At 66.7% G+C, this 25,797-nt stretch carries 22 protein-coding genes and 1 pseudogene; 11 read left to right on the top strand and 12 right to left on the bottom strand.

Annotated elements, in window-relative coordinates:
* Positions 1-198 precede the first annotated feature (198 nt).
* Positions 199-1,089: a LysR family transcriptional regulator gene (locus G3580_RS02425; RefSeq protein WP_173763749.1), complete on the bottom strand. Its 891-nt coding sequence runs from the start codon at positions 1,087-1,089 to the stop codon at positions 199-201.
* 117 nt (positions 1,090-1,206) lie between these two features.
* On the opposite strand from G3580_RS02425, the gene G3580_RS02420 reads away from it, so the two are divergent.
* Positions 1,207-2,721 (top strand): CoA-acylating methylmalonate-semialdehyde dehydrogenase, encoded by a 1,515-nt coding sequence (locus G3580_RS02420; protein WP_173763748.1) that lies wholly within the window; start codon positions 1,207-1,209, stop codon positions 2,719-2,721.
* Between the two features lie 14 nt (positions 2,722-2,735).
* Positions 2,736-4,361, top strand: coding sequence for a GMC family oxidoreductase (locus tag G3580_RS02415; RefSeq protein ID WP_217424587.1), 1,626 nt, complete (start codon positions 2,736-2,738; stop codon positions 4,359-4,361).
* 42 nt (positions 4,362-4,403) lie between these two features.
* Here the strand turns inward: G3580_RS02415 and G3580_RS20230 are convergent, their stop codons facing one another.
* Positions 4,404-4,538 (bottom strand): hypothetical protein, encoded by a 135-nt coding sequence (locus tag G3580_RS20230; protein WP_267313324.1) that lies wholly within the window; start codon positions 4,536-4,538, stop codon positions 4,404-4,406.
* Between the two features lie 348 nt (positions 4,539-4,886).
* On the opposite strand from G3580_RS20230, the gene cynS reads away from it, so the two are divergent.
* Positions 4,887-5,327 (top strand): cyanase, encoded by a 441-nt coding sequence (gene cynS, locus G3580_RS02410; protein WP_173763746.1) that lies wholly within the window; start codon positions 4,887-4,889, stop codon positions 5,325-5,327.
* A 67-nt stretch (positions 5,328-5,394) separates the two neighbouring features.
* On the opposite strand, the gene G3580_RS02405 is transcribed toward cynS, so the two are convergent.
* Entirely contained in the window at positions 5,395-7,905 is a 2,511-nt protein-coding gene (locus G3580_RS02405) for a cation-translocating P-type ATPase (RefSeq protein ID WP_173763745.1), read from the bottom strand.
* 151 nt (positions 7,906-8,056) lie between these two features.
* On the opposite strand from G3580_RS02405, the gene prpF reads away from it, so the two are divergent.
* The 3 genes from prpF (at position 8,057) to G3580_RS02390 (ending at position 10,676) form a co-directional block, all read left to right on the top strand.
* Positions 8,057-9,205, top strand: a complete 1,149-nt coding sequence (gene prpF / locus G3580_RS02400) for a 2-methylaconitate cis-trans isomerase PrpF (RefSeq protein WP_173763744.1) — start codon at positions 8,057-8,059, stop codon at positions 9,203-9,205.
* Positions 9,206-9,329: 124 nt separating this feature from the next.
* Complete coding sequence (locus G3580_RS02395) at positions 9,330-10,196, top strand: dienelactone hydrolase family protein (protein WP_173763743.1); 867 nt, start codon at positions 9,330-9,332, stop codon at positions 10,194-10,196.
* A 123-nt stretch (positions 10,197-10,319) separates the two neighbouring features.
* Positions 10,320-10,676, top strand: a complete 357-nt coding sequence (locus G3580_RS02390; protein ID WP_173763742.1) for a VOC family protein — start codon at positions 10,320-10,322, stop codon at positions 10,674-10,676.
* Here the strand turns inward: G3580_RS02390 and G3580_RS02385 are convergent.
* The 3 genes from G3580_RS02385 to rapZ are packed head-to-tail and all read right to left on the bottom strand — an operon-like array spanning position 10,673 to position 12,457.
* On the bottom strand, positions 10,673-11,200 hold the full coding sequence (locus G3580_RS02385) for a Gx transporter family protein (RefSeq protein ID WP_173763741.1): 528 nt from the start codon (positions 11,198-11,200) through the stop codon (positions 10,673-10,675). The genes G3580_RS02390 and G3580_RS02385 overlap by 4 nt on opposite strands.
* On the bottom strand, positions 11,181-11,573 hold the full coding sequence (locus tag G3580_RS02380) for a NusG domain II-containing protein (RefSeq protein ID WP_173763740.1): 393 nt from the start codon (positions 11,571-11,573) through the stop codon (positions 11,181-11,183). Before G3580_RS02380 ends, G3580_RS02385 begins: the two co-directional genes overlap by 20 nt.
* A complete protein-coding gene (gene rapZ, locus G3580_RS02375; RefSeq protein WP_173763739.1) occupies positions 11,570-12,457 on the bottom strand; it encodes an RNase adapter RapZ in 888 nt (295 codons plus the stop codon). The genes G3580_RS02380 and rapZ overlap by 4 nt, the downstream gene beginning before the upstream one ends.
* A 246-nt stretch (positions 12,458-12,703) precedes the next feature.
* On the opposite strand from rapZ, the gene dctP reads away from it, so the two are divergent.
* The 3 genes and pseudogenes from dctP to G3580_RS02360 all read left to right on the top strand — a co-directional run bounded on the left by dctP (position 12,704) and on the right by G3580_RS02360 (position 16,154).
* Positions 12,704-13,840, top strand: a complete 1,137-nt coding sequence (gene dctP / locus G3580_RS02370; protein WP_173763738.1) for a TRAP transporter substrate-binding protein DctP — start codon at positions 12,704-12,706, stop codon at positions 13,838-13,840.
* 90 nt (positions 13,841-13,930) lie between these two features.
* Positions 13,931-14,619: pseudogene (locus G3580_RS20430) on the top strand (TRAP transporter small permease subunit).
* 2 nt (positions 14,620-14,621) lie between these two features.
* Entirely contained in the window at positions 14,622-16,154 is a 1,533-nt protein-coding gene (locus G3580_RS02360; RefSeq protein WP_173763737.1) for a TRAP transporter large permease, read from the top strand.
* 71 nt (positions 16,155-16,225) lie between these two features.
* Here the strand turns inward: G3580_RS02360 and G3580_RS02355 are convergent, their stop codons facing one another.
* On the bottom strand, positions 16,226-17,923 hold the full coding sequence (locus G3580_RS02355; protein ID WP_173763736.1) for an alkaline phosphatase D family protein: 1,698 nt from the start codon (positions 17,921-17,923) through the stop codon (positions 16,226-16,228).
* A 530-nt stretch (positions 17,924-18,453) separates the two neighbouring features.
* Between G3580_RS02355 and G3580_RS02350 the strand changes: the two genes are divergently transcribed.
* Together G3580_RS02350 and G3580_RS02345 are read left to right on the top strand one after the other, a co-directional pair.
* Entirely contained in the window at positions 18,454-19,422 is a 969-nt protein-coding gene (locus tag G3580_RS02350) for an IS110 family RNA-guided transposase (protein ID WP_173763735.1), read from the top strand.
* A 394-nt stretch (positions 19,423-19,816) separates the two neighbouring features.
* The gene (locus G3580_RS02345) at positions 19,817-21,637 is read left to right on the top strand and encodes an AAA family ATPase (protein WP_173763734.1); all 1,821 of its coding nucleotides are present in this window, start codon (positions 19,817-19,819) and stop codon (positions 21,635-21,637) included.
* A gap of 68 nt (positions 21,638-21,705) precedes the next feature.
* On the opposite strand, the gene G3580_RS02340 is transcribed toward G3580_RS02345, so the two are convergent.
* The 5 genes from G3580_RS02340 to G3580_RS02320 are packed head-to-tail and all read right to left on the bottom strand — an operon-like array spanning position 21,706 to position 25,707.
* Positions 21,706-22,620, bottom strand: a complete 915-nt coding sequence (locus tag G3580_RS02340; protein WP_173763733.1) for an MBL fold metallo-hydrolase — start codon at positions 22,618-22,620, stop codon at positions 21,706-21,708.
* A gap of 21 nt (positions 22,621-22,641) precedes the next feature.
* A complete protein-coding gene (locus tag G3580_RS02335) occupies positions 22,642-22,827 on the bottom strand; it encodes a DUF1289 domain-containing protein (protein ID WP_173763732.1) in 186 nt (61 codons plus the stop codon).
* 33 nt (positions 22,828-22,860) lie between these two features.
* Positions 22,861-23,067: a DUF1289 domain-containing protein gene (locus tag G3580_RS02330; RefSeq protein WP_173763731.1), complete on the bottom strand. Its 207-nt coding sequence runs from the start codon at positions 23,065-23,067 to the stop codon at positions 22,861-22,863.
* On the bottom strand, positions 23,068-23,997 hold the full coding sequence (locus tag G3580_RS02325; protein ID WP_173763730.1) for a hydroxymethylglutaryl-CoA lyase: 930 nt from the start codon (positions 23,995-23,997) through the stop codon (positions 23,068-23,070).
* A gap of 21 nt (positions 23,998-24,018) precedes the next feature.
* Complete coding sequence (locus G3580_RS02320; protein WP_173763729.1) at positions 24,019-25,707, bottom strand: AMP-binding protein; 1,689 nt, start codon at positions 25,705-25,707, stop codon at positions 24,019-24,021.
* Between the last annotated feature and the right edge of the window lie 90 nt (positions 25,708-25,797).

Raw genomic sequence — 25,797 nt, 5'->3', positions numbered from 1 at the left:
CGGGCAAAAGGCGTGGCGTCGCGCCGGTGTCGTCGACAGCACGATCTCCCGGAGCGAACTTCGCGCGCGAAATCCGTGGCCGAACCATGGAATTCACTCAACCGGTATTTACGGCCAGATGGCCCCGCATCTTGAGGCAGCGGCGCACACCCGCGGACGCGCAGTGCCGGGCGTCGCGGCAGTGCCCGCGCGACCGGCTCAGCCCCGCCACACCCCTTCGACCACCGCCAGCGCCGCCTTGATCGGCGCCTCGGTGCTCCGGTCCGCCCGGCAGACGAGTCCCAGCTCCGCCGCCAGGGACACCGCATCGGCGATCACCACCCCCTCGGCATGGGCGGCGCGCAGGGCGAGGCTGTCGCGCGCCAGCGCCAGGGCGACGCCGGAACGGACCAGATCGAGCATGGAAGGCTCCAGGTCGACCCGGGCGACCACATGCGGATGCACGCCCTCGGCGGCGAACACCTTGGTGAGCAGGCGGTTATGGACCGAGTCCGGCGGGGTCTCGATCCAGGGCAGCGCGGCCAGCTCGCGCCAGCCCTTGCCCCGCACCTGCCCGGCCCAGCCGGGCGGGGCGACCACGCGGTAGCTGAAATCGGTGAGGCCCACGACCTGAAAGCGCCCGGCCAGATCCGGGAAACCCGGTGGCCCGAGGGTATAGGCCACGTCCAGCTCGCCCTGCTCCACCCGCCGGGTCACGGTGCCCGACATGCCGTGGGAGAGCTCGAAGGACAGCGCCGGATGGCGCTCCGCCAGCGCACTCAGGAAGGCGCCCAGACGCAGGAACTCCGGATCGACGATGGTGCCCAGGCGCAGGCGGCCGCTGACCGTGTCCTTGAGGCCGGCAGCGGCGGCGCGAAACTCCGCCACCCCGCCGAGCGCGCGCTCGGCCACCGGCAGCAGGCGCTGGCCCGCCTCGGTCAGGCGCATGCCGCGCGGGGTGCGCTCGAACAAAGTGAGCTCGAGCCCCGCCTGCAGCTTCTTGATCTGCAGGCTCAGGGCCGGCTGGGTGACGAACAGGCGCTCGGCGGCGCGGGTGAGGTTGCCCTCCCGGGCGACGGTGACGAAGGCCTTGAGCCACTGGATATCCATGCCACGTTATAAGCGATCGATATATCTCAATCAAGCAGAAGTCATTGGACGCCCTGAAGAATCAGGGCTTCAATACATGCCACACCCGAACCCCTTCACGAGCGCGGAGAGACATCCATGAGTTTCACTTACATCAAGGCCCCGGACACGATCCCCCACTGGATCGACGGCAAACCCGTCGAGGCGACCGGCGATGCGCACAAACCGGTGTTCGACCCGGCCCTGGGCGAAGTGGCACGCCAGGTCGGCCTGGCTTCCGAGGCCGATGTGAACGCCGCCGTGGCCAGCGCCGCCAGGGCCCAGGTGGCCTGGGGCGAGATGGCCGCCCAGCGCCGCGCGCGGGTGATGTTCAGGATGAAGGCGCTGGTGGAACGCCACTCGAAGGACCTCGCCCGCCTGATCACCCGCGAGCACGGCAAGACCTTGCCCGATGCGCAGGGCGAAGTGCAGCGCGGGCTGGAGGTAATCGAATTCGCCTGCGGCATCCCGCAGCTGCTCAAGGGCCAGTATTCGGACAACGTCGGCGGCGGCATCGCCAACTGGTCGCAGCGCCACCCGCTGGGCGTCACCGCCGGCATCACCCCGTTCAACTTCCCCTTCATGGTGCCCATGTGGATGGCGCCCGTCGCCATTGCCTGCGGCAACGCCTTCATCCTCAAGCCCTCCGAGCGCGACCCGTCGCCCTCGCTGCTGACCGCCGAGCTGTTCCAGGACGCGGGCCTGCCCGACGGTATCTTCAACGTGGTGCAGGGCGACAAGCGGGCGGTGGACACTCTGCTCGCCCACCCGGACGTGCAGGCGGTGAGCTTCGTGGGCTCCACCCCGATCGCCCGCTACATCTACGAGACCGCGGCCCACCACGGCAAGCGCGCCCAGGCCCTGGGCGGCGCCAAGAACCACATGGTGGTGATGCCCGATGCCGACCTGGACCAGGCCGCCGACGCCCTCATCGGCGCTGCGTATGGCTCGGCCGGCGAGCGCTGCATGGCGATCTCGGTGGCGGTGGCCGTGGGCCACATTGCCGACGAGCTGATCGACAAGATCCAGACCCGCGCCGCCGCGCTCACCATCAACGACGGCGAGGCCGAGGGCGCCGACATGGGCCCCATCGTCACCGCCGAGGCCAAGGCGCGCATCGAGGGCTATATCGACACCGGGGTCAAGGAAGGCGCCACCCTGGTGATGGACGGGCGCGGCCTCACCGTGCCGGGCCGCGAGCACGGCTTCTTCACCGGTGCCACCCTGTTCGACCAGGTGAAGCCGGGCATGAAGATCTATGAGGAAGAGATCTTCGGGCCGGTGCTGTGCGTGGTGCGGGTGGACACCTTCGCCGAGGCGGTGGCGCTCATCAACGACCACGCCTTCGGCAACGGCGTGGCCTGCTACACCCGCGACGGGCGCACCGCGCAGGAATTCGCCAACCGCATCCACATCGGCATGGTGGGCATCAACGTGCCCATCCCGGTGCCCATGGCCTGGCATTCGTTCGGCGGCTGGAAGGCCAGCCTGTTCGGCGACCACCACGCCTATGGCGAAGAGGGCGTGCGCTTCTACACCCGCTACAAGAGCATCATGCAGCGCTGGCCCGACAGCGGCTCGAAAGGCCCCGAATTCGTCATGCCCGTGAATTGATCGGGATGGCGACCATGAAAGACTTCGGCGAATTCGACTACATCATCGCCGGCGGCGGCGCGGCCGGCTGCGTGCTGGCCAACCGGCTCTCGGCCGATCCGGACATCTCGGTGCTGCTGCTCGAGGCCGGCAACGACGAAAAATGGATCTGGACGAAGATTCCGGTCGGCTACCTGTACTGCATCAACAACCCGCGCACCGACTGGTGCTACCGGACCGAGCCCGAGCCGGGCCTGAACGGGCGCAGCATCCTCTATGCGCGCGGCAAGGGCCTGGGCGGCAGTACCCTGATCAACGCCATGCTCTACCTGCGTGGCCAGGCGCGCGACTACGACGAATGGGCCGCGCTCACCGGGGATGCCGGCTGGGCCTGGGACCAGGTGCTGCCGGTGTTCAAGGGCGTGGAAGACCACTGGCACGGCGAAGGCGAACACCATGGCAGCGGCGGCGAATGGCGGGTGGAGCAGCAGCGCCTGCGCTGGGACATCCTCGACCGCTTTGCCGAGGCCGCCGCGCAGGCCGGCGTGCCGGCGACACCGGACTTCAACCGGGGCAACAATCTGGGGGTGAGCCCCTTCGAGGTGAACCAGAAGAAGGGCACGCGCTGGAGCGCGGTGCGCGGCTTCCTCGACCCGGTGCGCCAGCGGCCCAACCTGCACATCGTCACCGGCGCCCTGTCGGACAAGCTGGTGATGGACGGTGCGCGGGTCACGGGCATCGCATTTCGCCGCGGCGACGAGACCTGCGTGGCGACGTGCCGCATCGAGACGGTGCTGGCCGCTGGCGCCGTGGGCTCGCCCGGCATCCTGCAGCGCTCGGGGGTGGGCGACCCGGCGCTGCTCCAGTCGCTCGGCATCGACGTGGCGCACGCCCTGCCCGGCGTCGGCAACAACCTGCAGGACCACCTGCAGCTGCGCAGCATCTACAAGGTGCAGGGCATCCACACCCTCAACCGGCAGGCCAACAGCCTGTTCGGGAAAATGAAGATGGCGCTGGACTACGCCCTGTTCAAGCGCGGCCCGCTCACCATGGCGCCGAGCCAGCTGGGCCTGTTCGCCTGCTCCGACGAGACGGTCGCCACCCCCGACCTGGAATATCACGTGCAGCCGCTGTCGCTGGACAAGTTCGGCGACCCGCTGCACACCTTCCCCGCCTTCACCGCGAGCGTGTGCGACCTGCGCCCGCAGTCGCGCGGCAGCATCCACATCCGCGATCGCGACCCGGCCACGGCGCCCAGGATCGCGCCCAACTACCTCTCCCACGAGGCCGACCGCATCAAGGCCGCCAAGGCCATCCGCCTGACCCGGCGCATCGCCGGACAGGCCGCGCTGGCGCCTTATCGGCCGCAGGAGCATCTGCCCGGCCCGGGCTATGACAGCGACGCGGATCTGGCCGTGGCGGCGGGGCACATCGGCACCACCATCTTCCACCCGGTGGGCACCTGCAGGATGGGCCGGGCCGACGACGACACGGCGGTGACCGACAGCCGATTGCGGGTGCGCGGGATCGCCGGCCTGCGGGTGGTGGACGCCTCGATCATGCCCACCATCACCTCGGGCAACACCAGCTCGCCCACCATCATGATCGCCAGCCGCGGCGCGCAGATGATTCGCGAAGACCGGCGCGACGCGCGCGCCTGAGGGGCGGGCGCCGCCCGCGTGTCCATGCCGGCCAGGCCGGCGTCAGGGAAGGCTCGGCCGCGCGTCGGCGGGCGGGCAGGCCTGCGCCCAGAAGCCGGCGAGCGCCGCCAGCGCGCAGGTCGTGCCGACCAGCAGGTACAACTGCGGCACGAACCAGGGATTGTCGATGCTCAGCATGGCCGTACGGGCCCTCGTGAAATGGCGCGCCAGTCGAAACCCGGCAACCGCTTGGAGATGTCGGCGTCCGGCAGGTGAAGGGAAGCTCCAGACTACCGGCTGCCGCCAACGCGGGCAATTCGGCGGGATGGCCGGCCGTGCGCCCCTCCGGTCTCGGACAGGGCGGGGCTTCCCTGCGCTCGCGTGCAACAGGCATGTCCCTTGCGTCGACGGGGGTGGACCTGAGCTTCCGCACGGCCTTTGCGGCCGGTCGCCGGCAGACAGGGGCCTTGTGTTGGTGCATGAGGCGTGAGACTGCACTGGCTTGGGGCTTCAACCATCCTGAATCCGTCATCGAGGAGCGAGCACATGAAGCGTGAAGACGTCATCGAAGCCATCATCCTGGCCAAGAAGGCCAAGGGCCTGAGTTGGGAGGGCATTGCCGCGGAGGTGGGCATGAATCCGGTCTGGACGACCTCGGCCTGCCTGGGCATGAACAGCATGGGCGAGGCCGCGGCCGACAAGCTGTGCTCGGTGCTGGGTCTGCCCGCCGAGGCGAAGACGGTGTTGATGGAATACCCGACCAAGACCTGGGACCGGGCGGTCCCCCAGGACCCGCTCATCTATCGCCTCTACGAAATCGTCGGCGTGTATGGCGAAACGCTCAAGGAAGTGATCCAGGAGCAATTCGGCGACGGCATCATGAGCGCCATCGACTTCTCCCTGGACGTGGGCAAGGAAGAGAACCCCAAGGGCGATCGCGTCGTGATCACCATGAACGGCAAGTTCCTGCCCTACAAGGCCTGGTGAGGCGCCCGCGCACGATGCCCGGCGCCGCCGCCTTCACCGGCGGTTGCACCGGGCGCTGGCGCTCACGTCACCCCGTCCGCGGGCGGTGCATCGCGTTCAACGCCGTTTTCGCCACCTCGAACAACGCCAGCGTTCCGATCCCGACGCAGAAGGCCGCGGCCCACAGGACCGGCGACGGCACCTGAAACGCAAACGCCGCCGCGATCTGCGGCACCAGCGTGACCCCCGCCAGCGCGACCAGGGTGCTCCCGACCACCCAGGCGCGCGCACCCGACAGGCCCCCGCCGGCACGGCGCCAGAGCGGATCGGGCGAACGGCACGAGAAGATGAGCGCCGCGTTGGCCACGACCATCACCACGAACACCAGCGCGCGTGCGACCTCCAGCGCCGTGCCGCGCACCAGGAACTCCCGGTAGGCCAGCAGGCACACGATCGTGGTCAGGGCGCCCAGGATCAGGCTGAAGACCAGCTGGACGGTCGGCAGCAGGCGTTCGGCCGGCGTGCGCGGCGGCTGTGCCATCAGGTCGTCGCGCCCCCGTTGTGCCTCGAAAACCACCGAACAGGCCGGATCGATGACCAGCTCGAGAAAGGCGATATGGATGGGGGCCAGAATCACCGGCATTCCGAAGATCAGGGGCAGGACGGCCAGGCCGACGATGGGCACGTGAACGGCCAGGGTGTAGACCAGGGCCTGGCGCAGGTTGGCGAAGATGCGCCGCCCCAGCCGGATGGCCGCCACGATGGCCGAAAAGTCGTCTTCCAGCAGCACCAGCGACGCGGCCTCACGGGCCACATCGGTCCCCCGCTTGCCCATGGCGATCCCGATGTGGGCCGACTTGAGGGCTGGCGCGTCGTTCACCCCATCGCCGGTCATCGCCACCACGTCGCCACGCGCCTTGAACGCCTCGACGATGTCGAGCTTCTGCTGCGGGGTCACGCGGGCGAACACGCCGACCGACGCGATCCGGGACGCGCGCTCGCCGGCATCCAGGCCGGCCAGTTCGGCACCGCTGAGGACGACGTCGCCGTCGATGCCGGCCGCGGTGGCGATCGCACAGGCCGTGCGCGGATGATCCCCCGTGATCATCACCACCCGGATGCCGGCCCGGCGGCATTCGGCCACGGCCTCGGGCACCTCGGGCCGCAACGGGTCGGCCAGGCCCACCAGGCCGACGAACTCGAAATCGAAATCGTGCTGGATCTCGGGCCAGTGCGCACCGCGGCCGGACGTCGCCTTGGCGATGGCGAGCACGCGCAGGCCACGGTCCGCCAGGGCTTCGGCCTGCCGGTCCATCCGTCGCCGCCCGGCGTCGTCGAGATGACAAAGATCGGCGATGGCCTCCGGTGCCCCTTTGCTCGCCACCACCGCCGGATCGGCCGGCTTGCCTTGCCACAGATGCGACATGGCGAGCAGTTCGGGGGACATCTCGTATTCGCGCGCCAGCGACCAGTCCGGATGCAGGTGCTCCGTGCTCGCCAGATAGTCGTGGGCGAAGCGGTGAAAGGCCTGCTCCATCGGATCGTGGGGATCGATCTCGCTGGCGAGCACCGCATACTCGAGCAGCTCGTGATAGCGCTCGGGCAGCGCATCCGTCCCGAGCTGCCGGACCTCGAGAATCCGCTCGCCCACCGCCAGGGCCGCGACCGCCATCCGGTTCTGGGTCAGTGTGCCCGTCTTGTCGACGCACAGCACCGTGGTCTCGCCCAGGGTCTCGATCGCATTCAGGCGCCGGGTCAGCACCCGTTGGCGGGCAATGCGCCGCGCGCCGAGGGCGAAGAACACGATCATGATCACCGGGAATTCCTGCGGCAGGATGCCCATGGCCAGGGTGATGCCCGCCAGCAAGCCGTCCATCCAGCCCCCCCGCAGGGCGCGGTAAAGGAGGGCGAGCGCCACGCACACGCCGATCCCGATCAGCGCCAGGCGCTGCGTGAGCCGGCCGACTTCGTCATGCAGGGGCGAGGCCTGGGCGTCAATGCGCTCCAGCGATTTGCCGATGCGCCCCAGTTCGGTGTCGGTGCCGATCGCGGTCACCTCCATCAGCCCCTGCCCGCGAACGAGCAGCGTCCCGGCATACACCCGGTCACTCTCCGGGTGTTTGTCCACGGCCTCGGATTCACCAGTGAGCATCGACTCGTCCGCCGCCAGTTCGTGGGCCTGAAGCACGACACCGTCCGCCGGCACCCGGTCGCCCTCGGCGAGGATCAGGATGTCGCCGCGCACCACGTCGCGCCCCGCGATTCGGTTCGGGCTCCCGTCCCGGATCACCAGGGCCCGCGGGCTGGACAGATCGCGCAGGGCTTCCAGGGCATGCTCGGTGCGCATCTCCTGAAGGATGGAGACCCCCATGATGATGACCACGAAGCCGAGCAGGATCACCGCTTCATGGGCGTCGCCCATGGCCAGGTAGATGGCCCCCGCGCCGAGCAGCAGCAGAAACATCGGCTCGCGCACCACCTCCAGGGCAATGCGCGTCACGGTCCGCCGGCGCTCGACGCCCAGCTCGTTCGGCCCCTCCCGGGCCCGGCGCCGCGCCGCTTCGGCCGCGGACAGCCCTGTGGGAAACTCCGTGTTCATCGCGTTTTCACCTTCACGAGCCCAACGCACCGCCCGGGCGATCCACGGACGATGGCGGCATAGGATGCATCCTACGCTTGCCGGCAGCGCGCCACCGGCTCGAAAGCATGTCGAGCCACGCCCCTGCCCCGTTCTCGGCTATTCTCCGCCCATGACACAGCTTCGTTTCCCCGCCACCTGGATGCGTGGCGGCACCAGCAAGGGCCTGTTCCTGGTCGCCGACGACCTGCCGACCGATCCGGCGGCGCGCGATGCGCTGCTGGTCCGCGCCATGGGCAGCCCCGACCCCTACGGCAAGCAGATCGACGGGCTCGGCGGCGCGACCTCGAGCACCAGCAAGGTGGTGCTCGTGGCCCGCTCGGCGCGGGAGGACAGCGACGTGGACTACTGGTTCGGCCAGGTGCCGGTCGACGGCACCACCATCGACTGGTCCGGCAACTGCGGCAATCTCACCGCCGCGGTGGCGCCCTTCGCCCTGCACCGCGGGCTGATCGAGGCGCCGGCACAGGGCGAGGTCACGGTGCGCTTGTGGCAGGGCAACCTGGGCAAGCGCATTCTCGCGCGGGTGCCGGTGGCCGGGCACCGGGCGGTGGAGCACGGCACCTTCGTGCTCGACGGGGTGGCGCATCCGGGCGCGGCGATCACGCTGAGCTTTCTCGACCCGGGTGGCGCGGCGGATGGCGGCATCCTGCCCACCGGGCGCGGGGTCGATACGCTCACGCTGGCGGACGGCACGACCCTGGAAGCCTCGCTGGTCAATGCCGGCAATCCGATGGTGTTCGTCGCCGCCACCACCCTGGGCATCGACTGCACCGCACCGCAGGCGCAACTGAACGCGGACGCGGCCCTGCGCGAGCGCTGCGAACGGATCCGCATCCTCGGTGCGCTGGCCATGGGGCTGGCCGCCACACCCGAGGAGGCGGCCGCCCGCCAACACACCCCCAAGCTCGCCTTCATGGCCCCGAGCGCGGACTTCATCGCGGCGGACGGGCGCGCCTTCGCCGCCGAGAGCACCGACCTGCTCACCCGGGTGCTGTCCATGGGCGTGTTCCACCATGCCATTCCCGGCACCGCGGCCATCGCCATCGCCGCGGCGGCAGCCATTCCGGGCTCCATCGTGGCGCGCCAGCTCGGCGCGGAACCGGCCGGCCCGCTGCGCATCGGCCATCCCTCCGGCCGTGCCGAGGTGGGCGCCACGGTGCGCGCGGACGACGGCCGGCGCGTGCTCGAAGCGGCGGTCATGCGGCGCAGCGCGCGCATGCTCATGGACGGCTGGGTGTGCCTGCCCCCGGCGGGCTGAATCGCGCCATGCGCATCGGGTGGCCCCCGGCGTAAGGACGGACTAAGCTCTCCTCAGCAGCGCCCCGTGGAACCGGGCCTGCCCGTGCGGAGTCAACCGCGCATCCACGACGAGGAGATGGACCATGAACGAGACTGCAGAGCTTGAGAGTTTGCTGCCGGCCGCGCGCCTGACCCGGCGGGATTTCATCGTCACCGCCACGGCGGCGGGCTTTGCCCTCGCGGTGCAACCCGTGAGCGCCCAGACCATGATCCATACCGACGAGCTCGGCCTGCGCACCGGCGACGCGACGGTGGACACCGGCTCGGGCGAGCTGCCGGTGTATTTCGCCGCGCCGGCCGAGGGCAAGGCGCTGCCCACGGTGCTGGTGGTGCAGGAAATCTTCGGCGTGCACGAGCACATCCGCGACCTGTGCCGCCGCCTGGCCAAGGCCGGCTACCTGGCGATCGCGCCGGAGCTGTATTTCCGCCAGGGCGACGCGCGCAAGTACGACAACATCGCCGACCTGCTCGCCGACCTGGTGGCCAAGGTGCCGGACGCGCAGGTGCTCTCCGATCTGGACAAGACCGCCGCCTGGGCCCCCACCCAGGGCGGCGACCCCGGGCGCCTGGCGATCACCGGCTTCTGCTGGGGCGGGCGCATCACCTGGCTGTATGCCGCCCACAACCCGGCGCTCAAGGCGGCCGTGGCCTGGTACGGCCGCCTCGACGGCGTGCCCTCGGACCTGCATCCGCATCATCCGCTCGACCTGGTGGACGAGATCAAGGCGCCGGTGCTCGGGCTCTACGGCGCCCAGGATCAGGGCATTCCGGTGGACGACGTGGAAGCCATGCGCAGCGCCATGGCCAAGGCGCACAAGGCATTCGACATCATCATCTACCCCGACGCGGGCCACGCTTTCAATGCCGACTACCGCCCCAGCTACCGCGAAGGTCCGGCCCGGGACGGCTGGAAGCGCATGCTCGCGTGGCTCCGGCAGCACGGCGTCTGAGCCGACCCATGCCCGACCGGGCGGGGGTGCGGCTGTCATGCGCACGGCATCGGGGGTGCGGCTGTCATGCGCACGGCATCGGGGGTGGGCATAATGGGCGTCACCGACGAGGAGGAGACGCCCATGAACACCCACGAGAAGATCAACTACCTGGAACTGCCCGCTTGCGACCTGGAGGCCACCAAGGCCTTCTTCTCGACCGTGTTCGGCTGGAGCTTCACCGACTACGGGCCGGAATACACCGCCTTCGACCATGCCGGCATCGACGGTGGCTTCTACCTGTCGGACAAGCGCGCGCGCACCGCCGAGGGCAGCGTGCTGATCGTGCTCTACAGCAAGCACCTGGCGCAGACCCAGGCCAAGGTCGAAGCGGCCGGCGGCACCCTCATCCGCCCGGTGTTCGACTTTCCCGGTGGCCGGCGTTTCCACTTCACCGACCCCAGCGGCAACGAACTGGCGGTGTGGTCCGACGTGGACTAAGCCGCCCGCGGCGGCAGCTCGTGCAGCAGTCGCGCCGCCACCAGGCCATTGACGGTGCCGAACACCACCGCCGCCAGGGCGAACACCGGCACCAGGTAGAACACGCCCTCGTGCGGCACCAGCCACAGACGCGCCACCAGCAACTGCCCGCTGAAATGGCCGAAGGCGGCCAGCACGCTCTGGCTCACCGGGCCGAACCAGCGCCGCGGCAGGTGCATGGCACCGCCGAGCACCAGCAGGCTGGTGAGGGCACCGGACAGGCTGAGGAAGAATCCCGGGGCGAGGAACTGGCCGAGCAGCAGGCTCGCCGCCGCCACCCGCAGCAACACCACCCAGGCCGCCTCGCGCCAGCCCCAGCGCGCCAGCACCACCAGGGTGATGATGTTGCCCAGCCCCGGCTTGACCCCCGGCAGCGGCATCGGGATCGCCGCCTCGGCCACCGACAGGACGATGGCGGCCGCCGCGTAGCGGGCCACGCGCTGGTCGGCGGCCGTGACCGGCAGTTCAATAGTTGAGCGTGTCATAGGCGGGCGAGTCGCCCAGCACGTGCAGGCTGACCTGGTTGGGCGCGCAGATGGCCACCGCGCCGGCATGGGTCAGCCAGCCCTGGCGTACGCAGTACTGGCGCGGCCCCGGATCGCTCTTGACCCGGGCGCGTCCGGGCGCCACTTCGATCAGGGTCTTGCCCAGCGGGCCGTCCACGGTCACCGTACCGGGCCGGTCGATGGGCAGGCGCGCCACCACCTTGCCATGGGCGCGCACCTCCGCCCAGCGCGCCGCGCCGCCCTGCCACAGATGCCAGGCCGCCAGCGCGGCGAACGCCAGACCGCCGAGCACCACGAGCCCGTCACCGGGCCGCAGTTCGCCCAGCCACTCGCGCCACTTCGCACTCCTCATCTGGCCGCGCCACTCCCGTTGCCGGTGCGGCCGTCGTGGGCGCGGCGGGCGCCGGCCCGGTGGCGCACCATCACGCGCACGGTGTCACGAAAGTGGTTCGCCAGGCGCTCGGCGAAGTACACCGAGCGATGCTGGCCGCCGGTGCAGCCCACCGCCACGGTGAGGTAGCTGCGATTGTCGCGGATGTAGGCGGGCAGCCAGTTGGCGACGAAGCCGCGGATGTCGTCGAACATGCGGCCGACCTCGGGGATCTTCTCGAGGAAGTCGATCACCGGCTGGTCGCGCCCGGTGAGCGGGCGCAGGTTCAGGTCGTAGTGCGGATTGGGCAGGCAGCGCACATCGAACACCAGGTCGGCATCCACCGGGATGCCGTACTTGAAGCCGAAGGACTGGAACAGCAGGGTCAGGCCCGCGGTCTGCTCCAGCTGCATGAAATCCTTGACCCAGGCGCGCAGGGTGTTGGCCTGGGTATCGCTGGTGTCGATGCGGTGGCCCAGGTGCGAGATCGGCTCGAGCAGGTCGCGCTCGCGCGCGATGGCCTCGCCCAGGGTGAGGTTCTCCTCGGCCAGGGGGTGGCGCCGCCGGGTCTCGGAGAAACGCTGGATCAGGGTCTCGTCGCGCGCCTCGAGGAAGATGAAGCGCAGGTCGTCGACCATGTCGTGGAGGCGCTCGATCTGCCCCGGCAGGGCCGAGATGGAGGCCCCGGCACGCACGTCCGCCGCCACCGCCAGGCGCTGGTAACCGGCGCCGCGCAGGGTGGAGATGAGTTGCGGCAGCAGCGTGGCGGGCAGGTTGTCCACCACGTAGTAGCCGGCATCCTCCAGCACGTTCAGGGCAATACTCTTGCCCGAACCGGACAGGCCACTGATGAGGACGATTTGCATGGGCGGGCTCTCGGGGGAATGAAACGAGTGTATAGGTAACCGCCCCTCATTTCATCCTTGCGACAGCCCTGCCCGGCCGGGCGGGTATACGTGTCGACCCTAGTTCAGAAAATTCCTACAGTCTGATTTACTTCTTCGGTCTCACCGTCGGTTCAAGGTCGGCCGATCGGTACCCTGCCGCGGCGGGACGCATACGCAAATGCGGGTCGACAGCCCGCTCAAAAAGCACAACCGGAGGAGACACCTGTGAGCAAGACAACCACGCAACACGCGCAGTCTGTAGACACAGCCGGCAACCGGCGAGGCTTCCTCAAGAAAACCGCGATCATCGGCGGCGCCGCGATCACCGGCGCCCCGTTCATCGGCAACGCCGAGGCGGCCAAAGGCAAGACCTGGAAAGTGCAGTCCACCTGGGACGCCGGCACCACCGGCTACGCCCTGTTCGAGGAATGGTGCCACGGCTTCAAGGAGGCCTCGGGCGGCGAGCTGTCGATTCAACCCTTCGGCGCCAAGGCGGTGGCCGCGGACAACAACGCCCTGTTCGAGTCGGTGCGCACCGGCGTGCTCGACGGCATGAATCCCTTCACCCTTTACTGGTCGGGCAAGATGCCGGCCTCGGTGTTCCTGTCCTCCTACCCGGTGGGGCCGGACCAGCCGGCGCAGTGGGACACCATGTTCTACGGCCTCGGCCTGCTGGAGATGACGCGCAAGATCTACGCGAAATTCGGTCTGGTGTACGTGGGCCCGATCCAGCACGACGCCAACATCATCCACTCCAAGAAGCCGGTGACCAGCGTGGCCGACTTCAAGGGCCTGAAGCTGCGCGTGCCCGGCGGCATGGTCTCGGAAGTGTTCCAGGAGTTCGGCGCCTCCACGGTGAGCCTGCCCGGCTCGGACATCTTCCCGGCGCTGGAGAAGGGCACCATCGACGCGGCCGACTACGTGGGCCCGGCGGTGAACTGGGATCTGGGTTTCGCTCAGGTGACCAAGTACATCCTGTTCGGCCCCCCGGGCCTGATGTCGGTGTACCAGCCGGTGGACCTCATGGACCTGACCGTGAACATGCGTGCGTGGAAGGGCCTGTCGCCGCAGATGCAGCGGCTGGTCGAGGACCGGGTGAAGACCTACTCGGTCAAGCACTACGTGTCGATCCAGAAGCGCAACGTGGAAGCGCTGGTCAAGTTCGAGAAGGCCGGCAGCGTCATCAACCGCCTGAGCGAGGCGGACCTGCAGGCCTTCCGCAAGGCGGCCATCCCGATCTGGTTCAAGTGGGCCAAGAAGGACGCGGACGCGACCGCGGTGTTCAAGCTGCAACTCGACTACATGATGAACCCCATCATGGGCTACGTGGATGCGGCCGACATCAAGGGGCTGAGCCTCTAACCCGCTTTCGCCACACCATCGACGCCCTGCACGCTGCCGGCCCGCCATGGCCGGCAGCGTGCAGGTCACGCCTGCGCGAGGACTCACGCTATGAACAACGAACCCGATTTCGGCTTTGTGCTGCCGCACATGGTCTACTGGGGGTGGCTGGCGATCATGCCGATCGTCTTCATCTTCCTGAGCCGGTGGCAGGAGCAGCGCCAGCCCCACACCCCCACCCCCGACGAAGAACTCGCCGCCGATCTGCTCGCCGAGGAGGATCCGGCACTGCACGTCGAGAACGGTTTCACCCGCATCATCGACGCCCTGAGCAAGTGGTCGGGCATCTTCGTCGCGTTCTGGACCGTCAACGCCGTGTGCGCCTACTTCTACGAAGTGGTCATGCGCTACCTCTTCAACCAGCCGACCATCTGGGTGCACGAGTCCTGCTTCCTGCTGTTCGGCATGCAATACCTGCTCGCGGGCGCCTACACCCTGCTCACCGGTGGCCATGTGCGGGTGGACGTGCTCTACATCAAGCTGCCCCGCGCGGCCGGGTGGGCATGGACATCTTCACCTCGATCTTCTTCTTCATCTTCGCCATCGCCCTGCTCGGCACCTCGTGGGGCTTCTTCGTCGACTCCTACCACATGCATGAAACCACGGTGGAGACCTGGGGCATCCAGTACTGGCCGGTCAAGGGCATGATGGTGCTCGGCGCCGTCCTCCTGCTGCTGGCGGGGATCTCCAAGCTGGTGAAGGACATCGTGCTGTTCCACCGCATGGGCCAGGAGGGCTGACCATGAATGCCGCTGCGACCCGCCATCCGTCCGGCGCCATGGGCAAGGCCGGCACCATCCTGCTGATCCTGACCTGCGCCGCCATGCTCTTCGTGTGCGCCGTGGAACTGATCAACGTGCTCTTCTACGACCCCTACGGCGACGAGCACTTCCTGTTCACCACCGCCGGCATGCTCGGCGACATGAACATCGAAGAGCTCACCTACATCATGTTCGGCTCGCTGCTGGTGCTGCTCATGCTGGGCCTGCCGCTGGCCTTCGTGACCGGCGGCCTCGGGGTGGTGTTCGTCTACCTCATCGGCGGGCAGGTGATGGTCAACATCATCCCCTCGCGCATCTTCCCGATGATGACCAACTCCGACCTCGCGGCCATCCCGCTGTTCATCTTCATGGCTTCGATGCTCGAACGGGCGGGGCTCATCGAGGAGATGTTCGACGTCATCTACCAGTGGATGGGCGGCCTGCGCGGCGGCCTGGCGGCGGCCACCATCATCGCCTCGACCATCCTCGCCGCCATGGTGGGGGTGATCGGCGCGGCGGTGGTGACCATGGGCATCATCGCCCTGCCCGCCATGCTCAAGCGCAACTACGACCCGCAGATCGCCATCGGTTCGATCATGGCCGGCGGCACCCTGGGCATCCTGATCCCACCGTCGATCCTCGCCATCCTCTACGCGGTGGTGGCGCAGCAATCGGTGGGCGAGCTCTACCTCGGGTCGCTGGTGCCGGGCCTGATGCTCTCGGGCATGTACGTGGCCTACGTGCTGATCCGCACCTGGCTGCGGCCCTCCATGGGGCCGGCGGTGCCGGTGGAGGAGCGCATCACCCTGGGAGCCAAGTTCCGCCTGCTGCTCAAGCTGATCGCGCCGCTGATCCTGGTGGTGCTGGTGCTCGGCCTGCTGTTCGCCGGCATCGCCACCCCGGTGGAAGCGGCCGGCATCGGCTCCTTCGGCGCCATCATCGTCGCCATCATGCACGGGCGCTTCGACCTGGTGGCCCTCAAGGAAGCCTCGGTGAGCACGGTCAAGGCCTCGGCCATGGTGCTGTGGATCATCTTCGGCGCCTCCATCTTCGTGGGCTTCTACATCCTCCAGGGCGGGCAGGAATTCATCAGCGACGCCATCCTCGGCACGGGTCTTTCGCCCTACGGCATCCTGTTCCTGATGATGGTGCTGCTGGTGATCCTGGGCATGTTCCTGGACTGGGTCGGCATCCTCCTGCTGGCGGTGCCGATCTTCGTGCCCATCATCAAGTCGCTCACCTTCGACGGCCTGTTCGGCATGCCCCCGGTGCCCGGCGACAAGGTGGCCCTGTGGTTCGGGGTGATCTACCTGGTGAACATGCAGATGAGCTTCCTGAGCCCGCCGTTCGGCTACGCCCTGTTCTACATCCGCGGCGTGGCCCCCGAGTCGATCAGCATGGCCACCATCTTCAAGTCCTCGCTGGTGTTCCTCGGCCTGCAGGCGCTGGGGCTGCTGCTGTGCATCCTGATTCCGGGCATCGTCACCTGGCTGCCCAGCCTGGTGTACAACTGATCCCCTGAGCGGGGACACGCAAGATTCCGGCGGCCGATGGCCGCCGGAATCGCATCGCCCGGTCGAAACGCTCAGACCGCGAACAGGCGCCGGTTGCCGGCGCCCGGCAGGGTCGCCCACACCGGCCCGTCGATGGCCGCATAGTCGGCCGACTTGATGGTGCTCACATAGTGCCACTGGGCCGTGCACGCCTCGGCGGTGGCGGTGAGCACCATGTAGCCGCGATCGGCCGTGTTGGCGTAGCGCAGGGGCCCGATGAGCCGGGTCAGCCCGGCCGCCACCGCCGCCGGATCCTCGTTGGGGAAATAAGCCTCCAGGCCCGGCGACGAAACCGACGCGGTGGCGAACTCCACCCCCACCGCGTTGCCCTGCGCATCGGCCAGGTCGCTGGCCCAGGCGTTGTGGGTGTCACCGGCGAGCACCACCAGGTTCTTGTCCAGCGCCCGCGCCATGCCCAGCACCACCTCGCGCGCCACCGCGTAGCCGTCCCAGGCGTCCAGGTTGTAGGGAATGGCCGGCTGCGCGAGGACGGCCTGCTCGGCCGGGGTGAGCGTGCCCGGCGCAGTCTGCGCCTTGTACAGCAACGCCGAATAGTCGCCGAAGCTGATCGACTGCAGCGCCACTGGCGCGGGGATGTGCATGCGCCCCATCAGCACCTGCTGGCCGAGCACCTGCCAGGTGGCCGACGACGCCGCCATCTGCCCCTGCAGCCAGGCGCGCTGCTCGGTGCCCATCAGCTGGCGGGCCGGGTCGGCCATGTCGGCCGCGAAGGCGGCGGCGTCGAAACCGCCGTTGCCCAGGTAGCCGGCATAGTCCAGCTGCCTGTCGCGGGCGATGACGCGGGTGTCGAGCATGTGCAGCGAGAGCAGATTGCCGAAGCGGAAGCTGCGGTAGATGCGCTCCGGCCGGCGCGGATCGCTCACCCGGATCGGCATCCACTCGTGATAGGCCCGGATCGCCGCGGCCCGGCGCACGGCGAAGTCGCCCTCGCCCGGATTGTGGTTCTCGGCCCCGCCCTTCCAGGTGTCGTTGGCGATCTCGTGATCGTCCCACACCGCGATCATTGGCATCGCCGCATGCAGGGCCTGGCAGTCCGGATCGCTGCGGTACTGGGCGTAGCGCCTGCGGTAATCGTCGAGAGCGAGCAGCTCGCCTTCCGGATCGACCTCGCGGTCGAGCAGCGCCGCATCTTCCGACGCGTAGCCGCCGCGGCCGTATTCATAGAGGTAGTCGCCCAGATGCACCGAGGCGAACAGATCGCGCCGGCGCGCCGCCTCGCCATAGGCATGGAAGAATCCGGCCGGATAGTTGGCACAGGAAAACACCGCCAGACGCACCTCGTCGACCGCCCCGCGCGGCAGCGTCCGGGTCACACCCACCGGCGACACCGCCCGGCCGGAGCGGAAGCGGTAGAAGAAACGCCGCCCCGCGGGCAGCCCGTCCACATCCACCTTGACGGTGAAATCGCGCCCCGCATCGGTGCGCGCCACCCCCCGGCGCAGCACATGGCGAAACGCCCGATCGGCCGCCACCTCCCAGAACACCGGCACCTGCCCGCGCCGCCCGACCGGGCTCAGGCGCGTCCACAAGATCACCGCATGCGGCAGCGGATCTCCGCTGGCGACGCCATGGGTGAAATTGCGCAGCGACACCGGCGCACGCCGATGCGACGCCAGCGCCGGCACGCTCGAGAGCGCCGCACCGGCCACAGCGCCGGCCCCGAGGGTCCGGATGAAACGACGACGGGACATCTGCGAATCGAAGGCCATGACGCACTCCACAAGCGATAGGGGCAATGACCCGAACGCTAACGAGGCGGCGTGACCTGGCGGTGAAGCGGGAATGACGGTTTGGCGAACGGGGCATGCGCCGTTCGGCGCCGGGGCGGGGTCGCCGGGGTGGGTCGTGTGGTTGGTCCGGCGGGCCCGGAATGAACACCCTGGGAAGCGTGTGGCCGCCGACGGCGTTTCCGAAGGTGGGTCGGGCGGACAAGCGTAGCGTCATCCGCCGAAAGCGCCCGCTTCGATCACCTCATGCGGCGGAAGGCGCTTCGCTTTTCCGCCCTTGTATTGTTTTCCTCAGATCTGAGATTGCCATATCTTCTGCTTTGGCAGTTCTCAGATCGGCTCGGGGGATCCCCCGAGCCGAGCGGCTGGATGCCGATTCCGCCCTTGGGCCGCGAGCCCGCCGCGTAGATCCATGCACCAGCCGCTCACCCTCACCAATAGATCGGACAGTATCTTTGGCCCGGCATGGCCGGCAGCCCGGATGAACAAGGTAGATCACGGGAGGAATCGGGATGAGTTCTTTTGTGTTGGGTATCGATGTTTCCAAGGACAAGCTCGACTGCGCATTACAGCTGCCCGATGGCAAGCTGCGCCACAAGGTGGTGAGCAACGCGCCAGAGGGCTTCAAGCGGCTGGACGAGTGGCTCGCCCAGCGCGGCGTTGGCCAAGTGCACGTATGCATGGAAGCGACCGGCATCTACTGGGAAGCTTCGGCAGAGTACTTGTCTGGTCGCGAGCACACGACTGTCAGCGTCATCAATCCAGCCCAGATCAAGGCGTTCGGTGCATCGAGATTGGTGCGCACCAAGACCGACAAGGTCGATGCTTCGTTGATCGCCCAGTTCTGCGCCGAGCGTTGCCCGCCACCCTGGCAAGCACCGAGTGCCCAAGAGCAGGCGCTTCGCGCCATGGTGCTGCGCCTGGAGGCGTTGCAGAACATGCATCGGCAGGAGAGCAACCGTTTGCTGGTCGCCCGCGATGCCGTGCGCGAGGGCATCGAAGCGCATCTGGCCTGGCTTGATGAACAGATTACCCAGTTGGTGCGCCAGATCAACGATCACATCGACAATGATCCGGACATGCATGACAAACGACAGTTGCTCGAATCCATTCCCGGTGTGGGCGAGCGCACGGTCGCGGTCTTGCTTGCTTTCTATGCCGATCCGGCGCGCTTTGGCAATGCGCGCCAGGCCGTTGCATTTGCCGGGCTCGATCCGCGCCAGCACGAATCCGGTTCGAGCGTCAGAGGACGTTCGCATCTGTCCAAGGTCGGCCATGCGTTCATCCGCAAGGCCTTATACATGCCAGCGGTTGTGACCGCGTACAAAACGACATGGGGTGGCCGATTCCGCCAACGCCTCGTGCGGCGCGGGAAGCATCCGAAGCTGATCATCGGGGCGATGATGCGAAAACTGCTTCAGGTGGCCTATGGTGTGCTCAAGTCGGGCAAGCCGTTCGACCCGACGCTTCACGAGACTTGACGCGGATAACAGTATCTACGGGACCTGAATCGGGACGTCGGGAAAGGACCGAAGCTAGCGGCTGCCCGTGACCCGGGAGTGACGGCGGGATGCTGGTTTTGTGAGTTGAGATTGGTCCTAACCCGTAGGCTGCGGGCGCCTATGCGAAAAGATAGGCCCATTGCTCATCGGGAACAGGCACCGTTCGACTGGCGAAGTCGCTCAGACACCCGCTTGGCAACCTAAACCACCATTTGATCGAAGTGGTCATGGGAACTGTTAGAAAAAGACAGACCGCAAGCGGCAACCTCTTCGGAAAGCTGAATTCACTGCAAATTCGCATGAAACGAATGTACTATGCATAGCGATATTTGTGGGAAACGCCATCAGTGTTCGACTAGGAAGAATAGCCGCCATGTACGTTAATTCCATAGAAATGGAGAATTACAAGTGTTTTTTGAAGCCACAAGAGATTCTTTTGGCGCCAGGATTTAACTTGTTTGTAGGGGCAAACAACTCGGGAAAGACAACGGCCCTTGAAGCACTCGACCTAGATTCGACTATTTCATCGCCCCACCGATCCGTTGCAAACTTGCCTGAGTACGGCGCATCTCCCTCACCCCACTCCCGGCTTAAATTATCACTTACAACAACTCTGAATGAATATCGAGGAATTTCTACAACAAATATTCAGATTCCTATTCCAAATGAGATTCTCAAAAATATTTCTAGCCATGGGAATGTTGCTGCCCGACAACTCTACGATGGAATCTGCGAATCCCCAGAGATAGTCATCTTCATAGAAATCCATGGCGGGAATATAAGGACCGCATATAAAACATGCCACGGATTTTCTAAAATCGTCAATTCAAAATCAAACAACGACACAATATGCTCGATCTATATGGACTTTAACCCTTCGGACGGGACGCTTCAAAACGCACAAGTAGCCAATTCCGGTGGAATTGAACGCCACTTAGCATCAATTCGAGAAAAATATCGATCAAGAATATACAGGTTTTCTGCACAAAGGCTGCCGGCAGATACTTCTTCCACAGCAGGCGATCCCGTACTTCAGCGCAACGCGGGAAATCTTCCCTATTGCATCAACCATCTTCATTCCAACGATGCCGAAGGCCATCGCATACTGTGCAACTGGGTACATCGAATATTTCCGTCGGTGAAATGGATTCAGGCTCCTCCCATTCCAGGAAATCAAGCATTCCAACTCCAATGCCTACCAGAAGCCCCCTCCAAGCGGCGGCACGATCTTGCAGTATCGCTGGACAAAATGGGAAGCGGAATTGGCAACGTCATCGCGATACTGTACGTCGTTCTCACCTCTAGATTTCCGCAAGTCATTGCGATCGATGAGCCCAACTCATTCCTTCACCCCAAAGCTCTTCGAGAGCTATTGGGAATACTTTCACAGGAAGGGAAACAACATCAATACATTCTCACAGCTCATTCTCCAGACGTATTGACTGCTGTTTCTCCGGCGACAATCACAATGTTCTCACTCAATGAGACATACTCAGTAACCAAACAAGTTTCAGGAAAAGACCTTCCATCGCTGCGAACTGATTTGGCGCATCTCGGAATTCGCATGACGGATTTGCATGGGCAGGATAGGGTGCTTTGGGTGGAGGGGCAGACTGAAGAAATTGTAATACCTGTGCTGCTGCGTCATTTCTGCCCAGAAGTGGCGGCAGGCACTGCAGTATTAAGAGTTGAGCACACGGGAGCGTTTGAAAAGAAAGGCCTTTCGCCAACGGAAGTCGCCAAAATCTATCAAAGGCTAACCGCGTCATCCGCACTAGTGCCGCCTATGGTCGCCATTCTATTGGACAAGGAAAATCGAAAGAGCAGTGAATGCAAGAAAATCTGCCAAGAATCGTCAGGCGCAATTCATTTTCTGGAGCGTAAGATGCTTGAAAACTATGTCTTGCATCCTGACGCAATATCAGCGGTTTTGACGGAATTAGGGGAGCCGATCGCAAGCGACACGGTCAGGGCCGAATTGGATTCATATTCGTATGAAAATTTGGCTTCTGCAAATGGATCTGAGGTGCTTTCAAATATCTTTTCAAAGTTATCTGAGGCGAGGCTAGAGTTTAGAAAAACTCGCGATACGCCCAGTTTGATTGATTGGTTGTTAGCAAATCAACCATCTGCCTTGGTTGACCTCGAAGACTTCTTGCGACGCCTGTTTGGTCTTCCACTACGAGCGCATTAGTCTGCGTAAGAAGTTACTTGCGTATGTCATCATCCCAAGCGGTGGATGACGCCGTCGACGCTTCCGCCCTACGCGGCCACCAACCACCCGCCCTCCCGCTTCGCCACGCCCGCCTTCTCCAGGCCGTCGATCAACCAGTCCGCGAGCCGCTCCGGCGTTTCGTTGAGGAAGCGCCGGTTGGCCTCGGCGAACAGGGGTGTCCGCTCCAGCCAGCCGGGCAGTGCGTCAATGGACATGCGGCGCAGGTCGAGCAGGGCGAAGGTGGTGCAGGCGCGGATGGCGTTGCGGGCCATGCGGGCGCCGTCTTCCTCGAAGGCCGCGAGCCGGGCGTAGGCGGTGGCCAGGGCCTCGTCCACTTCGACGAAGGGGGCGCCGTGGCCGGGGATGACGGTGCGCACCGGCAGGCGGGCGATGGCGTCGAGGGTGGTGCGCGCGGTGCCGATGCCGTCGCCGGTGCCGAGCACTTCGGCGAACAGGATGCCGAAGCCGTCGCGCCACAGGGCGTCACCGGAGATGAGGATGCCGGTCTCCGGATTCCAGTACATGAGCGCGTCCATGTCGTGGCCAGGCGCGGCCAGCGCCTGCCAGGGGCGCGCGCCCATGGCGACGGTCTCGCCGGCATGGGCGAGATGGTCGGCGCGGAAGCGCTCGCCGCGCTGGTCGGCGAGGGTGAGCAGGAGCGCGGATTCGTCCCACTGGTCCACCGCCGCGTGCATGCCTTCGGGGATGGTGATGCGCGCGCCGAAGGCCCGCTGCACGGCGGCATTGCCGCCGATGTGGTCGGAGTGGGAGTGGGTGTTGACGATGTCGGTGAGGGTGCGCCCGGCGAGCCCTTCGCGCACCAGGGCGACGGTCTGCTCGGCGTGGCTCAGGTAGCCGGTGTCGACCAGCGTGGCTTCGCCGCCGTCGAACAGCAGGATGTTGTTGGCCGACAGCCAGCCGCGTTCGAAGACGAGGATGTCGTCGGGCAGCGGCGTGCTCATGGGCGCTCCCGGCGCGCGGGCTCAGCCGGCGACGGGCGGGGTGTCGTCCGGGGTGATGGGCACGTGGTCGGCCGCGGGCGGCTGCGCGGCGCCGTCGGTGGGGTCGTCGCTGTGGTCGTTGCCGAAGATCTCGTCGGCCGAGCGCCCGCAGCCGATGCAGGTCTCGGAGTCGGGGTCGATTTCACAGATGCCGATGCATTCGGACATGGGGGGCGGTTCCGGTGAAGCAAAAGCGGCATTTTACCGCTCGCACTCACCGCGCAGGTCATTCTCGAACAGATCGTGCGCCGCCTCGCGCTCGGCGACCGCGTCCAGCACCGCCCGCTTGCCGGCCTCGTCGAGCCGGCTCCACACGGTGATCTCGTGGACGCTGCGAAAGCAGCCGATGCAGTAGCCGGTGGCTTCGTCCAGCTTGCAGATGTTGATGCAGGGCGATTCGATGCTCATTCACTCTCCGTTGGCGGGTGCACAGGCACCGCGTTTGGCCAGCAGCGCCCGCGCCACGCGCGAGGCCGGCGGGCGGCCCAGTTGTTCGCTGATCCAGGCGGCGGTGTCCACCAGCGCCTCCAGGTCGATGCCGGTGGCGATGCCGAGGCCGTCGAGCAGGTAGACCACGTCCTCGGTGGCCACGTTGCCGGTCGCGCCCTTGGCGTAGGGGCAGCCGCCGAGCCCGCCGACCGAGGTGTCGAAGTGGCTCAGCCCCATCTCGAGCGAGGCGTAGATGTTGGCCAGCGCCTGCCCGTAGGTGTCATGGTAATGCCCCACGAGCCGGTCCACCGGCACCCGCCGCGCCACCGCCGCGATCATGGCCTGGGCCTTGCCCGGGGTACCGGTGCCGATGGTATCGCCCAGGCCGATGTCGTCACAGCCCATGTCGAACAGCGCCGCCGACACATCGGCCACCGCCTGCGGCGCGATCTCGCCCTCGTAGGGGCAGCCGAGCACGCAGGAGACGTAGCCGCGCACCGGGACGCCCGCGGCCCGTGCGGCCGCCATCACCGGTTCGAAGCGCTGCAGCGACTCGGCGATGGCGCAGTTGATGTTCTTCTGGCTGAAGGTTTCGGAGGCGGCGGCGAACACGGCCACCGAGGTTGCGCCGGCGGCCATGGCGGCCTCGAAACCCTTGAGGTTGGGGGTGAGCACCGGGTAGCTCACGCCGGGCAGGCGCACGATGCGGGCCATCACTTCGGCGGCATCGGCCATCTGCGGCACCCACTTGGGCGACACGAAGGAGGTGGCCTCGATGTGCCTGAGGCCGGCGGCGCCGAGGCGGGCGATGAGGTCCACCTTGATGTCGGTGGCGATGATCTGCTTTTCGTTCTGCAGGCCGTCGCGGGGGCCGACATCGAGCAGGGTGACGGTGGTGGGCAGGCTCATGGATTCGCGTCCTTGTGGTGCTCAGGCGGTGCGGGCGTCGTCCAGGCCGAGCTCACGCTTCATCTGCTCGCGGATCTGGAATTTCTGGATCTTGCCGGTGACCGTCATCGGAAAGCTGTCGACGAAGCGGATGTAGCGCGGGATCTTGTGATGGGCGATCTGCCCCTGGCAGAAGGCGCGCACCGCCTCTTCGGTGAGTGCTTCGCCCTCGCGCACGATGATCCAGGCACACAGCTCCTCGCCGTATTTTTCGTCGGGCACGCCCACCACCTGCACGTCGAGCACCTGCGGGTGGCGGTAGAGGAATTCCTCGATCTCGCGCGGGTAGAGGTTCTCGCCGCCGCGGATGACCATGTCCTTGATGCGGCCGACGATGTTGCAGTAGCCGTCCGCGTCGACGGTGGCCAGGTCGCCGGTGTGCATCCAGCCAGCCCGGTCGATGGCCTCCGCGGTCCTGGCCTCGTCGCCCCAGTAGCCGAGCATCACCGAGTAGCCCCGGGTGCACAGCTCGCCGGGCGTGCCGCGCGGCACGATGCGCCCATCGGTGTCGACGATCTTCACCTCGCAGTGGGGCTGGATGCGGCCGACGGTGGACACGCGCCGCTCGAGCGGGTCGTCCATGCCGCTCTGGAAGCTCACCGGCGAGGTTTCGGTCATGCCGTAGGCGATGGTCACCTGCCCCATGTGCATCTTGTCCACCACCCGTTTCATGACCTCGGTCGGGCACGGGCTGCCGGCCATGATGCCGGTGCGCAGGGTGGACAGGTCGAAGCCGGCGAATTCGGGGTGGTCGAGCATGGCGATGAACATGGTGGGCACGCCGTAGAGCCCGGTGCAGCGCTCCTCGGCCACGGTCTGCAGGCACGCCAGGGGCTCGAAGGCCTCGGCCGGATAGACCATCGCCGCGCCGTGGGTGAGGCAGCCCAGGTTGCCCATCACCATGCCGAAGCAGTGGTACAGCGGCACCGGAATGCACAGCCGGTCTTCCGCCGTCAGGCCGATCGCCTCGCCCACGAAGAAGCCGTTGTTGAGGATGTTGTGGTGCGACAGCGTCGCTCCCTTGGGATGGCCGGTGGTGCCGGAGGTGAACTGGATGTTGATCGGCTCGTCGAACTGCAGCGTCTCGCCCAGCGCGTCGAGCGCCTGCAGCTCGTCCCGGGTCGGAGCCTTGAGCAGCGCGTCGAAGCCGAACATGCCGGGGCTGCGTTCCGCGCCCATGCGGATCACCATCTGCAGCGCCGGCAGGCGTTCGCTGACCAGCTGCCCCGGGGCGCAGTGCGCCAGCTCCGGCGCCAGGTCGGCGATCATCTCCAGGTAGTTGCTGGTCTTGAACGCGGGCGACAGGATCAGCGCCCGGCAGCCGACCTTGTTGAGCGCATACTCGAGCTCGGCGCGGCGATAGGCCGGGTTGATGTTCACCAGCACCAGCCCCGCCTTGGCGGTGGCGAACTGGGTGAGCGTCCATTCCATGCGGTTCTGCGCCCAGATGCCGATGCGCTCGCCGGGCGCGAGGCCCAGGCGCATCAGCGCGCAGGCCAGCGCGTCCACCTTCTGCTTCAGTTCCGCGTAGCTGAGGCGCACGCCCTGATGACGCACCACCAGCGCATCGCGCGCGCCGTGCCGGGCGCAGGCCGCGTCGAAGAAGCGGCCGATGGTCTCGCCGATCAGCGGCGTCTGCGATGCGCCATGCACGTAACTCGATGCGTTCATGAATCTCCTCCGGTTGTGTGGGGGTGGGGGTGGGGGTGGGGGTGGGGGTGGGGGCCGGCGCCGGCCGGGCGTATCCTCGCCCGTGCCTGC

Source organism: Nitrogeniibacter mangrovi (assembly GCF_010983895.1).
GTDB lineage: Bacteria > Pseudomonadota > Gammaproteobacteria > Burkholderiales > Rhodocyclaceae > Nitrogeniibacter > Nitrogeniibacter mangrovi.
Note: the sequence above shows the minus strand (reverse complement) of the source record. Positions and strands in the feature narration are given on the sequence as shown.

Bases quoted from the DNA above. Each gene is read 5' to 3' on its own strand.
- G3580_RS02425 (WP_173763749.1), bottom strand. From the start codon at position 1,089: ATGGATATCCAGTGGCTCAAGGCCTTCGTCACCGTCGCCCGGGAGGGC.
- G3580_RS02420 (WP_173763748.1), top strand. From the start codon at position 1,207: ATGAGTTTCACTTACATCAAGGCCCCGGACACGATCCCCCACTGGATC.
- G3580_RS02415 (WP_217424587.1), top strand. From the start codon at position 2,736: ATGAAAGACTTCGGCGAATTCGACTACATCATCGCCGGCGGCGGCGCG.
- G3580_RS20230 (WP_267313324.1), bottom strand. From the start codon at position 4,538: ATGCTGAGCATCGACAATCCCTGGTTCGTGCCGCAGTTGTACCTGCTG.
- cynS (WP_173763746.1), top strand. From the start codon at position 4,887: ATGAAGCGTGAAGACGTCATCGAAGCCATCATCCTGGCCAAGAAGGCC.
- G3580_RS02405 (WP_173763745.1), bottom strand. From the start codon at position 7,905: ATGAACACGGAGTTTCCCACAGGGCTGTCCGCGGCCGAAGCGGCGCGG.
- prpF (WP_173763744.1), top strand. From the start codon at position 8,057: ATGACACAGCTTCGTTTCCCCGCCACCTGGATGCGTGGCGGCACCAGC.
- G3580_RS02395 (WP_173763743.1), top strand. From the start codon at position 9,330: ATGAACGAGACTGCAGAGCTTGAGAGTTTGCTGCCGGCCGCGCGCCTG.
- G3580_RS02390 (WP_173763742.1), top strand. From the start codon at position 10,320: ATGAACACCCACGAGAAGATCAACTACCTGGAACTGCCCGCTTGCGAC.
- G3580_RS02385 (WP_173763741.1), bottom strand. From the start codon at position 11,200: ATGACACGCTCAACTATTGAACTGCCGGTCACGGCCGCCGACCAGCGC.
- G3580_RS02380 (WP_173763740.1), bottom strand. From the start codon at position 11,573: ATGAGGAGTGCGAAGTGGCGCGAGTGGCTGGGCGAACTGCGGCCCGGT.
- rapZ (WP_173763739.1), bottom strand. From the start codon at position 12,457: ATGCAAATCGTCCTCATCAGTGGCCTGTCCGGTTCGGGCAAGAGTATT.
- G3580_RS02360 (WP_173763737.1), top strand. From the start codon at position 14,622: ATGAATGCCGCTGCGACCCGCCATCCGTCCGGCGCCATGGGCAAGGCC.
- G3580_RS02355 (WP_173763736.1), bottom strand. From the start codon at position 17,923: ATGGCCTTCGATTCGCAGATGTCCCGTCGTCGTTTCATCCGGACCCTC.
- G3580_RS02350 (WP_173763735.1), top strand. From the start codon at position 18,454: ATGAGTTCTTTTGTGTTGGGTATCGATGTTTCCAAGGACAAGCTCGAC.
- G3580_RS02345 (WP_173763734.1), top strand. From the start codon at position 19,817: ATGTACGTTAATTCCATAGAAATGGAGAATTACAAGTGTTTTTTGAAG.
- G3580_RS02340 (WP_173763733.1), bottom strand. From the start codon at position 22,620: ATGAGCACGCCGCTGCCCGACGACATCCTCGTCTTCGAACGCGGCTGG.
- G3580_RS02335 (WP_173763732.1), bottom strand. From the start codon at position 22,827: ATGTCCGAATGCATCGGCATCTGTGAAATCGACCCCGACTCCGAGACC.
- G3580_RS02330 (WP_173763731.1), bottom strand. From the start codon at position 23,067: ATGAGCATCGAATCGCCCTGCATCAACATCTGCAAGCTGGACGAAGCC.
- G3580_RS02325 (WP_173763730.1), bottom strand. From the start codon at position 23,997: ATGAGCCTGCCCACCACCGTCACCCTGCTCGATGTCGGCCCCCGCGAC.
- G3580_RS02320 (WP_173763729.1), bottom strand. From the start codon at position 25,707: ATGAACGCATCGAGTTACGTGCATGGCGCATCGCAGACGCCGCTGATC.